Genomic DNA, 14,392 nt, shown 5'->3' with positions numbered 1-14,392 from the left:
GGTGGGGTCATGTCTGTGAACCCTCCGTTCCGCGCCGACATCGTCGGCAGCTTCCTCCGGCCCGAGGAGGTCAAGGACGCCAGAGCGCGTCACGCCGCGGGTGAGCTCGACGACGCAGGACTGCGGGCGGTCGAGGACGCCGCCATCGAGCGACTCGTCGAGCGCGAGGCGGCAGCAGGACTGAAGCTCGCGACCGACGGCGAGTTCCGCCGGTCGTGGTGGCACTTCGACTTCTTCGGCATGCTCGACGGCGTGAACGTCGTCGAGCTCGATCACGGCATCCAGTTCCAGGGCGTGCAGACGCGCCCGCGCGGGCTGCACATCGACGGGCCGGTCGGGTTCCCGGCCGACCACCCCATGCTCGAGCACTTCCGCTTCCTCAAGCCCGTCGCCGAGCGGGCGGGGGTCGTGCCGAAGTTCAGCATCCCCGCGCCGACCGTGCTCGACTTCCGGCTCGAGCGCGACGCGCTCGAGGGCTCGCAGTACTCGGGCCACGAGGACATCTTCGAGGACCTCGCGCAGACCTACCGCGACGCGGTGCAGGCGTTCTACGACGCCGGATGCCGCTACCTCCAGTTCGACGACACCGCCTGGGCGTACCTGTGTTCGGAGGAGGAGCTCGCCAAGGCCGCCGACCGCGGCATCCGCACCGATCACCTCGCCGAGCGCTACGCGGCGCTCATCAACGCGTCGCTGCGCGACAAGCCCGACGACCTCGTGATCACCACGCACGTCTGCCGTGGCAACTTCCGGTCGACGTGGATCTCGTCGGGCGGGTACGAGCCCGTCGCCGAGCAGCTCCTCGGCGAGTGCGACTTCGACGGCTACTTCCTCGAGTACGACAGCGAGCGGGCGGGCGGCTTCGAGCCCCTGCGGTTCCTCCCCGAGGGCGAGAAGGTCGTCGAGCTCGGCCTCATCACGACGAAGACCGGCACCCTCGAGGACCACGACGAGATCCGTCGCCGCATCGACGAGGCGGCGACGATCGTGCCGATCGCGCAGCTCGCACTCAGCCCGCAGTGCGGCTTCGCCTCGACCGAAGAGGGCAACGTGCTCTCCGAAGACGAGCAGTGGGCGAAGATCGACGCCGTGGTCGGGCTGGCGAACGAGGTCTGGGCCGACGCGTAGACCGCGCTACGGGCGGTCGGTGGCCGCGGGGCGCGGAGTGTCGCGCCCGTCGGCGAGCGCCTCCAACCACGCGACGGTGCCGTCGGTCATCGGATGCGCCGCCCCGAGCGTCTCGAGGAAGGCCAGCGCATCGCGCATCTCCGCCTCGCGCCGCACGGCGTGCGCCGGCGTGCCCTCGAGCAGGCGCTGCACGAGGGCACGGCCGTCTGGGCCGAGTTCCGAGGCGATCTGCTCGGTCACCCACTCCTCGGCGCCGACGGCGCGGGCCGCGGTGACCGCTTCGAAGACGAGTGCGGCGAGCCCCTTCATGAACACGCTGCGCAGGAGCTTGAGGCCGGCCGCGCCGCCGGCGTCGGGCCCGGCGTCGGTCGTCGGCACCTGCAGGCCACCGAGGAACGCCTGCAGCCGCGCAGCTCCCGTGCCGCTCAGTGCGAGCGGGGTCCGCAGCCGCGCGCGCGGAACCGGCGCGAGCACGGCGACGTCGACGAAGCGGATGTCCCGCTCGGCGGCGCGTGCGGCGAGGCGCCGCTTCTCGTCGGGGCCGAGCGTGTTGAGGTCGGCGTAGAGGCTGTCTGGCGCCATCGCGGGCAGGGCGGTCTCGAGCGCGGATGCCGCGGCGCCGCCGCCGACCAGGCTCAGCACGATCTCGGCTTCGTGCACGGCCGTGGCCACGTCGGCGGCCAGCGTCACGCCGGGTGGGGCGGACGTCGCGAGCGGGTCGGTCGCGGTGACGTCGGAACCGAGCTCGGCCAGGTCGGTGGCGTAGATGCGTCCTGCCTCACCGAGGCCCAGCACCGCGACGCGCATGTGGATCTCCCCTGACCGGCGACTGCTCGTAATATTGTAGACAATAGTGGTTCGCGCCCAGACCCGAATTCGAGGTCCGGCGATTCGGGCCGGCGATTCGGGCCGGCGATTCGGGAGAGAGTGTGTGCGCATGTCGATGACCGTTCAGGAATCACCGGCTGCCGGCGTCGGCGGCGTCGCAGCCGACGGCGCGGTCGAGGACCCGCGCGTGGCCGACCTCATCCGCGACGCGATCATCCGTGGCGAGTACGCACCCAACCAGCGGCTGATCGAGGCCGATCTCAGCGCGACGTTCGAGGCGAGCCGCGCGACCGTGCGCACGGCCCTCCTGGAACTCGCGAGCGAGGGGCTCGTGGAGCGCCTGCCGAACCGGGGTTCCCGGGTGCGGGCCATCTCGCTCGACGAGGCCGTCGAGATCATCGAGGTGCGCATGGGCGTGGAGGGCCTCTGCGCCGCGAAGGCGGCGCAGCACCTCACCGACGACGATGCCGCGGCCCTCGAGCGTCTGCGCGACGAGATGATCCAGGCGGTCGCCGACGGCGACCTGCTCGAGTACTCGCGCCTGAACCAGTACCTCGACGTGCGGATCCGCGAGCTCAGCCGCCATGCCACCGCCTCCGACGTCCTCGCCCGGCTGCACGCGCAGAGCGTGCGTCATCAGTTCAAGCTGTCCTCGCGTCTGCAGCGGGCGAAGGTCTCGGTGCTGCAGCACGCCGCCATCATCGACGCCGTCGTGGCCCGCGACGCCGACGCGGCCGAAGCGGCCGTGCGCAGCCACCTGCGCAGCGTCATCGACGCGTTGCGCGAACTCGGGTCCTAGGGCTGCGCGGATTGGACTCCGGAGCGCGCCGGCCGCCGCCGGAGAGCACGCTGCCCGCGGCCCCCGGGCCCGCGGCATCCGTGATCCAGCGATGGGCGGGCAGCTGGTCGGCGTCCTGCATCGGGAGGAGGCGCAGCGCCTCGCCGCGAAGGCCCGGGTCGCGGTAGATGCCGCGGCTCGCCATCGTGACGGCCCGGGCGTCGGCCTGCTGGGCACCGCGATCGCTGAGGCATCCGTGTGACGCCTCGACGACCACGAGGACGCCGCGCGGCCGGAGGCTCGACTCGACCGCATCGGCGAACTGGCCCGTGAGGCGTTCCTGCACCTGCAGCCGCGCCGCCAGCACGTCGAGCACGCGCGCGAACGACCCGAAGCCGGCCACCCGCTCGTCGGGCGCATAGATGACGTGGGCCGCGCCGCGGAAGGGGAGCAGGTGGTGCTCGCACATCGAGCGGAAGGACAGGCGAGACACCACGATCGCCTCGCCGTCGGCGATGCCCTCGCCGGGAAGCGCCTGCAGCAGCCCGGATGCGTCGGCGCCCGTGCCCGAGAGCAGTTCGGCGAAGCTCTCGGTGACGCGTCGGGGCGTCTCGGCCAACTCGGGCCGGTCGGGGTCCTCGCCCAGCGCACGAAGCAGGTCGCGCACCGCCTGACGCACGGCGTCTGGATTCACGGTCTGCCTCCATGGTGGCGGTTCGGATGCCGCGGGCCGGATGTCCCTCCGCCGCAGCGTGGTCTCGGATGCCCCGCGGCCCCCGCCGACGGATCGGCAGGGGCCGCGGGGTCGTCGGGCGACGTCGGCGCTCAGGCGACGCCGGCGGTGCGCCAGCCGCCGTGGTACTCGGTGCGCGCGGTGACCGCGTAGGGCACCGGGCTCACGACCGCACGCACGGTGTACTGCTCGTGCGGCTCCACGGTGGTCTTCCTGCTGCCGCCGTCGGGCTCGCCCCAGATGACGCGCAGTTCGGTGCCGATCTCGACGTTCGCGTCGACCGTGGCGAGCGACAGTCCCCGGCGCTCGTTCGCCGTGACGCCCGTGAAGAGCGAGAGGCCCACCGTGGTCCCGTCGGCGTCGACCACGGCGTCGTAGTTCGACGAGCCGTAGTTCGCGTTCGGCAGGTCGAAGAACTGCGCGCCCGGCCGGTCGCGGTCGAGGAACGAGGCCCAGATGGCGGCGAGGTCCTCGTCGTTCCAGGCGAGGGTGACCTTCTTGCGCTGCTGCGAGGGGTCGATCTGCTCGAGCGCGTCGCGTCCGATGAAGTCGTGGTCGAACTTCACGAACGAGCCGTAGCCGAGCTCCCACGGGTTGAGGTAGTAGTCCTCGATGTTCCCCGACACGAACGAACCCGCGAGCGCGTTGATGGCCTCGTAGCTGTTGGCCGGGAGCCACTCGCGGTAGGCGCGCTCGGCCTCGCTCGAGTAGATGGCGGGCAGCGGCGAGGGGATCCAGCCCGACTCGAGGGTGTTCGACGAGTAGGCACGCGAACCGCAGGGCTCGATGCCGAACTCGGCGCCCGCCTCGAGCACGGCGTCGCGGATCTTGCCGTGCTGCTCGTAGGGTCCCCAGATCTCGAGGCCGGGGGCGCCGGCCATGCCGTGGCGGAGCGTGCGCACCTGCTCGCCCGCGATGGTGAGGTACCCCATGTGGAAGAACTTGACCTGCTCCACGGGGCCGCCGGCCAGCTTCTCGATGATCTGCCACGCGTTCGGGCCCTGGATCTGGAACCGGTAGTACCTGCGGTTCACGGCATGGCCGTACGGGCGCGACGGCGAGCGGTCGTCGTAGGTGAACTCGACGTCGTAGCCGCCCGTCTCGGCGTGGAACTGCAGCCAGTTCGCACCGGGGGCGCGGCCGACGTAGACGTACTCGCTCTCGGCCTCGTGGAACAGGATGCCGTCGCCGATCACGCCGCCGTTGGACGCCGTGGGCACGAACTGCTTCGCGGTGTTCACGGGGAAGTTCTGGAAGCCGTTGATGCCCGTCTCGGCGAGGAGCTTCAGGGCGTCGGGGCCCTTCACGAAGAAGTTCACCATGTGGTGCGACTGGTCGTAGAGCACGGCCGTCTCGCGCCAGGCCTTCTGCTCACGACGCCAGTTGGTGAACTCCGAGGGCACGACGGGGTAGATGTACGTGCCGAGCTGGGAGTCGCGCAGCATCTCGACGACGTTGCCCTTCTCGTCGAGCAGCTCCTGAAGATTGCTGGCCATTTCGTGGTCCTCGACTTCCTTGTCCTGCGTTGTCCGCGATCGTACGGGGGGAATTTCCCTATGTCCAGAGTTATCCGGTCGCCAAGATTGTAGACATAATGTTGACCATTCCGCCAGGGCTGTGGTTCACTGATGGCGCATCGAGAGTAGGAGTCCCTATGGCAGCGAACACCCTTCTGGTCATCAGTGCTCATGCGGGAGACTTCGTCTGGCGGGCCGGCGGCGCGATCGCCGCGGCGACGCAGCGCGGCGAGCGCGCGGTCGTCGCGTGCCTCTCCTACGGTGAACGGGGCGAGTCGGCGAGCCAGTGGCTCCAGGGCAAGGACCTCGATGAGATCAAGCAGATCCGACGCGACGAGGCCGAAGCGGCCGCAGCCGCCCTGGGTGCCGAGATCGAGTTCCTCGACCTCGGCGACTACCCGCTGCGCGAGAGCCCCGAAGCGGTCGCCAAGCTCGTCGACGTCTACCGGCGCGTGCAGCCCACGGTCGTGCTCACCCACACGCTCGCCGACCCGTACAACGGCGACCACCCCGCCGCCGCGCGCATGGCGCTCGAGGCGCGCGTGCTCGCCCAGGCGATCGGCGTCGCCAACTCCGACGGCACCTTCCCCTCGAAGGACGACATCATCGGGGCGCCGCCCGTCTTCTTCTTCGAGCCGCACCAGCCCGAGCAGTGCGACTTCAAGCCCGACGTGCTCCTCGACATCACCGATGCGTTCCCGCTCAAGCGCAAGGCCATGGAGTGCCTGCCCGCGCAGAAGCACATGTGGTCGTACTACACCGACCTCGCGGTGCGCCGGGGCGTGCAGGTCAAGCGCAACGCCGGCCCGAACCTCGGCCTGCCCCACGAGACGATGGGCGAGGCCTACATGCGGTTCTTCCCCCAGGTGACGAGCGTCCTCGAATGAGCGGCGTCGTCGTCACCGACATCGTGCGGGCCGACCGCGACGTCGTCGACGCGCTCGCCGGGTTCGGCTCGGCCACGGTGCACGAGGCGCTCGGTCGCATCGGCTACGCAGGCCCCCGCATCCGCCCGATCCAGCAGGGTGCCGCGATCGCCGGTTCCGCGGTGACGGTGCGGACGGCGCCTGGTGACAACCTCATGGTGCACGTGGCCATCGAACAGGCCGAGGCGGGCGATGTCATCGTCGTCGTGCCCACGACGGACTCGGCGTTCGGGTTCATCGGCGAGCTCATGGCGACCCAGATGCAGGTGCGCGGCGTCCGCGCCTACGTGACGAGCGGCGGCGTGCGCGACACGGCCGAGCTGCGCGAGATGGCCTTCCCGGTGTGGACCGCGCATGTCAGCGCGCAGGGCACCGTGAAGGACACGGCAGGCTCGGTGAACGTGCCCGTCATCCTCGGCGACGTCGTCGTGAACCCGGGCGACGTGGTCGTCGCCGACGACGACGGCGTCACCATCGTCCCGCGCGAGCGAGCCGCCGAAGCCCTCGAGGCGTCTCGGGCGCGCACCGCGAAAGAGGCCGGGAACCGCGCGAAGTACGAGGCGGGCGAGATCTCCATGGACGTCAACGACCTCCGACCCGTGCTCGAGGGCCTGGGCGTGCGCTACGTCACGCAGGCGGAGTACCACGATGGTCGCCGCTGACCCGGTGCGCGACGGCATCCCGTGCATGCTCATGCGCGGGGGCACCTCGAAGGGTGCGTACTTCCTGGCGACGGATGTCCCAGCCGATCCGCTCGAGCGCGACGACCTGATGCTCCGCATCATGGGGAGCCCCGACCCGAAGCAGATCGATGGCCTCGGCGGGGCGCATCCGCTCACGAGCAAGGTCGCGGTGATCTCGCGCTCGGAGCATCCCGACATCGACATCGACTACCTGTTCCTTCAGGTGGTCGTCGACCAGCCGACGGTGAGCACCGCGCAGACCTGCGGCAACCTGCTCGCGGGCGTGGGCCCGTTCGCGGTCGAACGCGGCGTCGTTCCGGCGGGCGACCCGACGACGACGGTCCGCATCCGGCTGGTCAACACGGGGGATGTCGCGACCGCCGTCTTCGCGACCCCTGGCGGACGCCCCGACTACGACGGCGAGGCCGCGATCGACGGTGTTCCGGGCACCGCGTGCGCCATCGACCTCGAGATGGCGGCGGGCGACAAGCCGCTGCTGCCGACGGGCAACGTCGTCGACGAGCTCGTCGGACACCGCGTCACGCTGGTCGACAACGGCATGCCGGTGGTGCTGCTGCGGGCCGACGAGTTCGGGGTCGACGGCGACGAGTCGCCCGACGAACTCGAGTCCCGCGCCGACCTCCGCCGGGCGGTCGAGGAGGTCCGGCTCGAGGCGGGCCGCATCATGGGTCTCGGCGACGTGACCGACCAGACGGTGCCGAAGATGTTCCTGCTCTCCCCGCCGCGACACGGCGGGGTGGTGGGCACCCGGGGCTTCATCCCGGCGCGCGTGCACTCCTCGATCGGCGTGCTGATGGCGGCATCCGTCGCCGCGGGTGTGAGCATGCCCGGTGCCGTCGGATCCGAGTTCGCGAACCTCCCAGATGCCGGCCGTCCCCTCGACATCGAGCATCCGACCGGTTCCTTCCCCGCACGCATCCGTGTCGAGCGGGGTGACGACGGCGTGTGGCGCGGCACCTCGACCTCGCTCCGCACCGCCCGCAAGATCTTCGACGGCACCGTCTTCCCCAGACCCCGGCTGTGACTCAGACCCCGGCAGTGACCCCGACCCGGCGCTGACGCCGAATCCGACCCGTCTCTCAGAGAGGACACCTGAAATGACCGAGTACACCTCGTTCGACGTCGCCCACCTCGGCAACGTCGAGCTGCTCACCCCGACGTTCGAGAAGAGCCTCTGGTTCTTCCGCGACCTGCTCGCCATGCGCGTGGTCGCCGAGGAGGGCGACTCGGTCTTCCTCCGCACGTGGGACGAGTACCAGCTCTACACGATCAAGCTCACGGCATCCGACGACGCCGGCGTGGGTCGCACCACGTTCCGCACGACGAGCCAGGAGGCGCTCGAGCGTCGGGTCGCCGCCATCGAGGAGATGGGCCTTGGCGAGGGCTGGGTCGACGGCGAGGTCGGGGTCGGCCCGACCTACATGTTCCGCGACCCCGACGGTCACACGATGGGCATCTACTACGAGACCGAGCGGTACGTCGCGACCGACGACAAGCCGGCGCTGAAGAACCAGGCCTCGGCGTTCCCCGGTCGTGGCGTGAACGCGCGCCGCCTCGACCACATCAACTACCTGGCCAAGGACGTCGTGGCCAACGGCGAGTTCGTGGAGCGGGCGCTGCGCGGCCGCGAGAGCGAGCGCATCGCGCTCGACGAGGGCGGCTTCGCCGCGTGGTGGTTCCACTTCAACAACAAGTCGTACGACATCGTCTACTCCGACGACTGGCTGAAGCACGGCAACCGCCTGCACCACATCGCCTTCGCCCCCGACACGCGCGAGGACATCCTCAAGGCCGCCGACATCTTCCTCGAGAACGGCATCCACATCGAGTCGGGCCCGCACAAGCACGCCATCAACCAGACCTTCTTCCTCTACGTGTGGGAGCCGGGCGGCAACCGCATCGAGTTCGCGAACGCGGGTGCGCGGCTGCTGCTCGACCCCGACTCGCCCGTCGTGGAGTGGACCGCGGAGGAGCGCAAGAAGGGCCAGGCGTGGGGCATGAAGACCATCGAGACGTTCCACACGCACGGCACGCCGATCGTCAAGGAATGACGTCGGCACGATCGTCCGGATCCCCAGTGCATTCATATGCATTCGGTGATGGACTGGACTGACGAAGGATTCGAACACAGAGGAGTGGAGAGTCATGACCGACACCGAGAACGCCGTGGTCAGCACGGATGCCGCGAACGGGGCGTCCGACACCGGCACCGCCGAGCGCGGTGACGTGGCCACGGGCGTCCGCACCGGCCTGTACATCGGCGGCGAGGAGCGGTTCACCGACGAGGTGCTGACCGTCGCCGACCCCGGCAAGCCCGGAGTGACCGTCGGCGAGGCCGCGTCCGCCTCCGAGGCGGATGTCGCCGACGCCATCGCCGCCGCCAAGGCCGCCTACCCGGCGTGGTCCGCGCTGACCGCGCAGGAGCGCGCCGCGAAGATGGCCGAGGCGATCGCGGGCATCGCCGACGACCGCGACACCGACGCCGCGATCCTCTCGCAGGAGAACGGCAAGATCCGCATGGAGGGGTGGATCGACGCCCTCGTGTTCGAGATCCGCTGGAACCTCGCGTTGATGCTCGCCGACGAGGTCGACCGCGGCACGACCCTGCCCGTCGTTCCCGGGAACATCCCCGTGACGACCGAGGTGACGTACCAGTCGATCGGTCCGGTGACCATCATCGTGCCGTTCAACTGGCCGATCGCGATCCTCGGCGCGTCGCTGCCGCATGCCCTGCTCGCGGGCAACACGGCCATCGTGAAGCCGCCGCCCTCGACGCCGCTGGCCACCACCCGCGTGGTGCAGCGCGTCGCCGAGAAGCTGCCGCCCGGCGTGCTCAACGTCGTGACCGGCAAGGACGCGAACATGTCGGCGCTGATCTCGAGCCAGGACATCGCGAAGGTCTGCTTCACCGGCAGCGTCAACGGCGGCAAGCGGATCATGGAGATGGCCTCGAAGTCGCTCACGCGGGTGACGCTCGAACTGGGCGGCAACGACGCGGCCGTGTTCCTCGAGGACGCGATCCTCGACGACACCCACCTCGACCGCCTGTACGCGGCGATCTTCGACACGACCGGCCAGATCTGCATGAACGCCAAGCGCGTCTACGTGCACCGGTCGCGCATGGACGAGCTCGTGGCCGGGTTGTCCGCCCGGCTGGAGCGGGCGAAGCTCGGTTACGGGCTCGACGAGGGCACGACCATGGGCCCGCTGCACCAGTCGGCGCAGAAGGCGTTCGTCGAGGAGATCATCCAGGAGGCGAAGGATGCCGGCGCCGACGTGCGGGAGTTCGGCGAGCTGCCGAGCGACCCCGAGCTGCAGGGCGGCAACTTCCTGCGCCCGGCGATCGTCGTCGACCCCGACCCGTCGCTGCGCGTCGTGACCCAGGAGCAGTTCGGGCCGGTCATCCCGGTCATCCCCTTCGACACCGAGGAGGAGGCGGTCGCCGCCGCGAACGACACCTGGGCCGGTCTCTGCGGCAGCGTCTGGACGGCCGACGCCGACGCCGCCCAGCGGGTCGGCTCGCAGCTCGTCTGCGGCTACGTGTGGGTGAACGACCACGGCGCCACGCGTCTCGACCTGCGTGCGCCGTTCGGCGGCATGAAGCAGTCGGGATTCGGGCGCGAGCAGGGCATCGAGGGCATCCGGGCATTCCAGGACACTCGGTCGATCGCCACCATCGATCCCGACGCCCTCGCCGCAATGGCCCACTGAGGCACCCGATCGACGAACAACGCCTGAGCCGGGAGGCGCGGACGCCGGCACCGTCAGCGGTGCGGCGTCCGCGCCTTCTCCTCGCCGTCGCGGTGCTCGTCATCGCGGCGAACCTGCGCGCCTCGATCGCGGGCGTCGGCCCGCTCCTCGCGCAGATCGCCGAGGACCTCGGCACCACCGAGGCCGCACTGGGCCTCCTCGCGGCCATCCCGCTGATCGCGTTCGCGGTCGTCTCGCCGCTCGCGCACGGCCTGAGCACGAGGCTCGGGATGTCGCAGACCGTGCTGTGGTCGCTCGGCGCCCTGGCGGCGGGCACCGTGTGGCGATCGCTGCCCGGATCGCCCGCCAACCTCTGGGTCGGCACCGCGCTGATCGGGGCATCCCTCGCGGTCGTGAACGTGCTGTTGCCCGCGGTCATCCGGCGCGACTTCCCCGACCGGGTCGCGGGCATGACCGGGCTGTTCACGGCGTTCCTCGCCGGCACCGGGGCGCTGGCCTCCGGCGTGGTCGTGCCCATCTCGCACATCGTGGTCGACGGCGAGGAGATCGGCTGGCGGTGGGCGCTCGTCTGGTCGGGATCGCTCGTCACCCTCGCCATCGCCGCATGGGGCGCGCACCTCGTGACCCGGCGCGGAATCGCCGACCGCCAGCGCGAACGAGGCCCGCACCCCGAACATCGGGCCGCCGAGCCCCGGAACCGACGGGCCGGCATGTGGGCCGACCCCGTGGCCTGGCTGGTGCTCGCGTACATGGGCCTCCAGGCGATGTGGTTCTACATGCTCATCACCTGGCTCGCGCCGTTCGCGATCTCGCTCGGGCGCTCGGAGGTCGTCGCGGGCATCGACGTGATGGTGCTGCAGGTGTGCTCGCTCATCGGGTCGCTCATCGTCCCGTTCCTGCTGCGTGCGCCCCGGCGCGCCCGCTGGACGCCGGCGCTCATCCCGCTGTTCGGCATCGTCGGCGTCACGGGGCTCATCACCGCGCCCGACCTCATCCTCGGCTGGGTCGTCGTCTCGGGCCTCGGCAGCGGCGCGTCACTCTCGATGACGTTCACCCTGTTCAGCCTGCGCGCCCGCTCCGCCATCGCGGCCGGCCGGCTCTCGGGCATGGCGCAGTCGGGCGGCTACGCGATCGCGGCCGTCGGACCGGTGGCGTTCGGCGGGCTGCTGAGCCTGACCGGCGGATGGCTCGTGCCGCTCCTGCTCGTCGCGCTCACGCTCGTCGCACAGCTGATCGTCGGCGTCTTCGTGGGACGTGACCGGCACGCGGAGGCGGAGCCGGCGAGGATCGACGCGTAGGACTCAGCGACGCACGGCGCTCGCCGCGCGCCCCTCGTCGATCACGCGGAGCGCGTCGACGGCGAGCGCGAGGCCGTCGTCGTAGGGCTCGCGCCAGATCGCGAGCAGGTCGGCGACCGGCGGGGCGAGCACCGACCGCGAGAAGGCCTCGATGCCCCACCGGCCCCGGTAGCCGTCGTCGAGCGCCCGTCGGACCACGTCGACGACGTCGACTGCACCGCTCGACAGCGGGCCCCGTCCGGACTGGCCGAGCTCGAGGTACGCGAGCTTCGGCAGGGCGGTGCGGATCGCCGCGGACAGGTCGGCCTCCTCGACGGCCATGTGGAAGGTGTCGAGGTGGATCCGCAGGTGATCCGAGCCGCTCGCGACGACGAAGTCCATCGCCTGCTCGGCGGTGTTGACGACCGCCGTCTCGTACCGGTTGAGCACCTCGAACGTCATCGTGACGCCGCGCTCGTGCGCCTCGTCGGCGACGCGCCCGACCTCGACCGCGGCGCGCTCGAACGCCTCCCGCCCGACGGGCGCCGTTGGGCCGCCGAACGGGCCGTACGGTACGCCGTTCATCTGGTCGCCGCCGAGCGCGACCGTCAGGTCGAGGGCGGCGCGCAGCATCGCGGCTCCCGCGGCTCGCACCCCGGGATCGGGCGACGAGACGTCTGCGTCGGGCATCTGGCCGGCGATCGTGATCGGCGCGAGACTCCGTTCGGCGAACAGCCGGGCGAGCGCCACCGCATCCGTGGTGCCGGGGTCGAGCGGCGGCAGCACGACGCGTCGGTACCCGGCGCCCGCCAGCGCATCGAGGGCCGGGCCGAGGCGTGCGGGCGCGGCATCCGCCACCAGCACGTTGAGGTGGCAGGCGACGTCGAGATCGGCGTGCACGGTGTTCACCGTGGCCTAGAAGACCGGCAGGTCGAGACGCTGCTTGAACACGGAGTAGCCGTCGTCAACGTGCACGACGGTGCCGTTGATCACGTTCGCCTCGTCGGAGGCGAGGAAGGCCACGACGTCCGCGATCTCGGAGGGCGCGGTCATCGTGTTGCGCAGTTGCTCCGAGGCGAAGGTCGCCTTCAGGTCGTCGCTGAACTGGTTGATGATCGCGGTGCCGACCCGGCCCGGCGTGATGGCCACGGCGCGAATGCCGTACTCGGCGAGCTCGTACGCGGCCGAACGGGTGAACGAGATCACCGCCGCCTTGGCCGCACTGTAGGTGAACGCGAGTTCGGCGGCCTGCTCGCCGTAGATCGACGACGTGCTGATGATGACGCCGGGAGTGCCCTGGGCGCGGAACTGCCGCCCCGCGGCGAGGATGCCGTAGTAGACGCCGTCCTGGTCGACGCGGATCATCGGGGCGTAGTCGACCTCGGGGTCGTGCTCGAGCAGCGGCTTGCCGCCCGCGATGCCCGCGTTGTTGAAGATCACGTCGAGCTTGCCGAACACGTCGACGGCGCGCTGCACGGCGGCTTCCACCTCGGCGTAGACCGAGACATCCGCCTGCGCTGCGGCCGTGGCCCCCGCGAAGCCGAGCTCCTCGATCTCGGCGACCGCCTGCTCGGCGCGGTCGAGGTCGATATCGACGATGAGGACCTTCGCTCCCTCACGCACGAACTTCTCGACGGTCGCCCGTCCGATGCCGCTGGCGCCCCCGGTGATGAGCGCGACTTTGCCTTCCAAACGCATGAGCTGACTTCCTTCTGGGGTTGACGATCGGTGCTGTGGGGCGAGGGAACGCCCCGCCCCACAACCGGAGGACTCGACTCGGACTACTCCAACTTGTCCGAGGGGGTGATGCTCGCCGCGTTCTCCGCGGTGACGAGCGTGGTCGCGACGGCCTCGAAGTTCTCGTCGGGCAGCGTGCCGTCCTCCTGGTAGGCCACCATGGCCGCGATCACCTGGTCGAGGATGGCCGGCCAGGGCTGCTCGACGGTCGCCAGCATCGAACCGCCGGCCTGGATCTGCGCGATGGCCTCGCTCACGGCGTCGACGCCGGTCACCTTGCCCGCCTCACCGGCCTCGGTGATCGCCTGCGCGGCACCGAGCGCCGCGTCGTCCCAGCCGGCCCACACACCGTTGAGGACGCCGGGGTTCGCCGACATGAAGTCGGCGACGAATGCCAGCGTCTCGGTGCGGCCGGTCGCCGGCGACTGGACCTTCTGCATGTCGCCGCCGGCGATGGTGGCGCCGGCCTCCTCCAAGGCCTCCACCGCGAGGCCGGAACGCATCCGGATGCCCGCGTGCGGGTCGTGTCCGATGACCATCACCGTCTTGCCGTCCAGGCCCCCGAGCGCCTCATCGAGCGCGCCGATGGTCTGGTCGACGATGCCCTGCTGGTCGGTCGTGACGTTGAGGACGTACGCGTCGGTCGGCTCGGTGCCCGCGTCCATCGCGAACATCGGGATCTCGGCATCACGCGCGGCGGTCACGATCGACTGGATCGACGCCTCGTCGGTGTAGCCGTTGAAGATGGCGTCGGCGCCCTGGCCGATCGCGCTCTCGACCGCGGGGTTCATCTTCTGGAAGTCGAAGTCGCCCTGGATCATCGTGAGATCCCAGCCGAGCTCGTCGGCCTTCGCCTCGACGGCCTTGACCCACCACGCGCCGATCGGGGTCTGGTTGCCCGACGTGAACGCGATGACCCGGAACGGCTCGTCGCCGTCGCCGCCGTCGCCCGAGCCGCCACCGGTGGAGCATCCGGTCAGTGCAAGCGCTGCGGCCGCGGCGAGCACCACCGCCGCCTTGAATGTCTTTCGCATGAGTAACTCCCTTGTCGTG

At 70.6% G+C, this 14,392-nt stretch carries 14 protein-coding genes; 8 read left to right on the top strand and 6 right to left on the bottom strand.

Translation table 11 applies throughout. The features are described from left to right. Positions 1-9: 9 nt before the first annotated feature. Positions 10-1,128: a 5-methyltetrahydropteroyltriglutamate--homocysteine S-methyltransferase gene (locus tag ACVFI9_RS17315; protein WP_474763419.1), complete on the top strand. Its 1,119-nt coding sequence runs from the start codon at positions 10-12 to the stop codon at positions 1,126-1,128. 6 nt (positions 1,129-1,134) lie between these two features. Here the strand turns inward: ACVFI9_RS17315 and ACVFI9_RS17310 are convergent, their stop codons facing one another. After that, positions 1,135-1,935: an NAD(P)-dependent oxidoreductase gene (locus ACVFI9_RS17310; RefSeq protein ID WP_474763418.1), complete on the bottom strand. Its 801-nt coding sequence runs from the start codon at positions 1,933-1,935 to the stop codon at positions 1,135-1,137. 130 nt (positions 1,936-2,065) lie between these two features. On the opposite strand from ACVFI9_RS17310, the gene ACVFI9_RS17305 reads away from it, so the two are divergent. Further along, the gene (locus ACVFI9_RS17305) at positions 2,066-2,755 is read left to right on the top strand and encodes a GntR family transcriptional regulator (protein WP_474763417.1); all 690 of its coding nucleotides are present in this window, start codon (positions 2,066-2,068) and stop codon (positions 2,753-2,755) included. Here the strand turns inward: ACVFI9_RS17305 and folE are convergent. Beyond that, the gene (folE, locus tag ACVFI9_RS17300) at positions 2,724-3,428 is read right to left on the bottom strand and encodes a GTP cyclohydrolase I (RefSeq protein WP_474763416.1); all 705 of its coding nucleotides are present in this window, start codon (positions 3,426-3,428) and stop codon (positions 2,724-2,726) included. The genes ACVFI9_RS17305 and folE overlap by 32 nt on opposite strands. A 131-nt stretch (positions 3,429-3,559) precedes the next feature. Further along, positions 3,560-4,963, bottom strand: coding sequence for a vanillate/3-O-methylgallate O-demethylase (gene ligM, locus ACVFI9_RS17295; RefSeq protein WP_474763415.1), 1,404 nt, complete (start codon positions 4,961-4,963; stop codon positions 3,560-3,562). Positions 4,964-5,121: 158 nt separating this feature from the next. On the opposite strand from ligM, the gene ACVFI9_RS17290 reads away from it, so the two are divergent. The 6 genes from ACVFI9_RS17290 (at position 5,122) to ACVFI9_RS17265 (ending at position 11,623) form a co-directional block, all read left to right on the top strand. Further along, positions 5,122-5,871: a PIG-L deacetylase family protein gene (locus ACVFI9_RS17290; protein WP_474763414.1), complete on the top strand. Its 750-nt coding sequence runs from the start codon at positions 5,122-5,124 to the stop codon at positions 5,869-5,871. Then, positions 5,868-6,572, top strand: a complete 705-nt coding sequence (locus ACVFI9_RS17285) for a 4-carboxy-4-hydroxy-2-oxoadipate aldolase/oxaloacetate decarboxylase (protein WP_474763413.1) — start codon at positions 5,868-5,870, stop codon at positions 6,570-6,572. The genes ACVFI9_RS17290 and ACVFI9_RS17285 overlap by 4 nt, the downstream gene beginning before the upstream one ends. Then, positions 6,559-7,638, top strand: coding sequence for a 4-oxalomesaconate tautomerase (locus ACVFI9_RS17280; protein ID WP_474763412.1), 1,080 nt, complete (start codon positions 6,559-6,561; stop codon positions 7,636-7,638). The genes ACVFI9_RS17285 and ACVFI9_RS17280 overlap by 14 nt, the downstream gene beginning before the upstream one ends. 73 nt (positions 7,639-7,711) lie before the next feature. Next, positions 7,712-8,665: a VOC family protein gene (locus tag ACVFI9_RS17275; RefSeq protein WP_474763411.1), complete on the top strand. Its 954-nt coding sequence runs from the start codon at positions 7,712-7,714 to the stop codon at positions 8,663-8,665. Between the two features lie 94 nt (positions 8,666-8,759). Beyond that, positions 8,760-10,325, top strand: a complete 1,566-nt coding sequence (locus ACVFI9_RS17270; RefSeq protein ID WP_474763410.1) for an aldehyde dehydrogenase family protein — start codon at positions 8,760-8,762, stop codon at positions 10,323-10,325. A gap of 59 nt (positions 10,326-10,384) precedes the next feature. Beyond that, the gene (locus ACVFI9_RS17265; RefSeq protein ID WP_474763409.1) at positions 10,385-11,623 is read left to right on the top strand and encodes an MFS transporter; all 1,239 of its coding nucleotides are present in this window, start codon (positions 10,385-10,387) and stop codon (positions 11,621-11,623) included. A 3-nt stretch (positions 11,624-11,626) separates the two neighbouring features. Here ACVFI9_RS17265 and ACVFI9_RS17260 read toward each other — a convergent pair whose 3' ends face one another. The 3 genes from ACVFI9_RS17260 to ACVFI9_RS17250 all read right to left on the bottom strand — a co-directional run bounded on the left by ACVFI9_RS17260 (position 11,627) and on the right by ACVFI9_RS17250 (position 14,373). Then, positions 11,627-12,511, bottom strand: coding sequence for a sugar phosphate isomerase/epimerase family protein (locus ACVFI9_RS17260; RefSeq protein ID WP_474763408.1), 885 nt, complete (start codon positions 12,509-12,511; stop codon positions 11,627-11,629). A gap of 6 nt (positions 12,512-12,517) precedes the next feature. Next, positions 12,518-13,300, bottom strand: a complete 783-nt coding sequence (locus ACVFI9_RS17255) for an SDR family NAD(P)-dependent oxidoreductase (protein WP_474763407.1) — start codon at positions 13,298-13,300, stop codon at positions 12,518-12,520. 83 nt (positions 13,301-13,383) lie between these two features. Further along, entirely contained in the window at positions 13,384-14,373 is a 990-nt protein-coding gene (locus ACVFI9_RS17250; RefSeq protein ID WP_474763406.1) for a sugar ABC transporter substrate-binding protein, read from the bottom strand. Positions 14,374-14,392: the final 19 nt, after the last annotated feature.

Source organism: Agromyces sp. NSFZ, assembly GCF_056156205.1.
The sequence above is the reverse complement of the archived record's forward strand: the minus strand, read 5'-3'. Positions and strand labels throughout refer to the sequence as shown.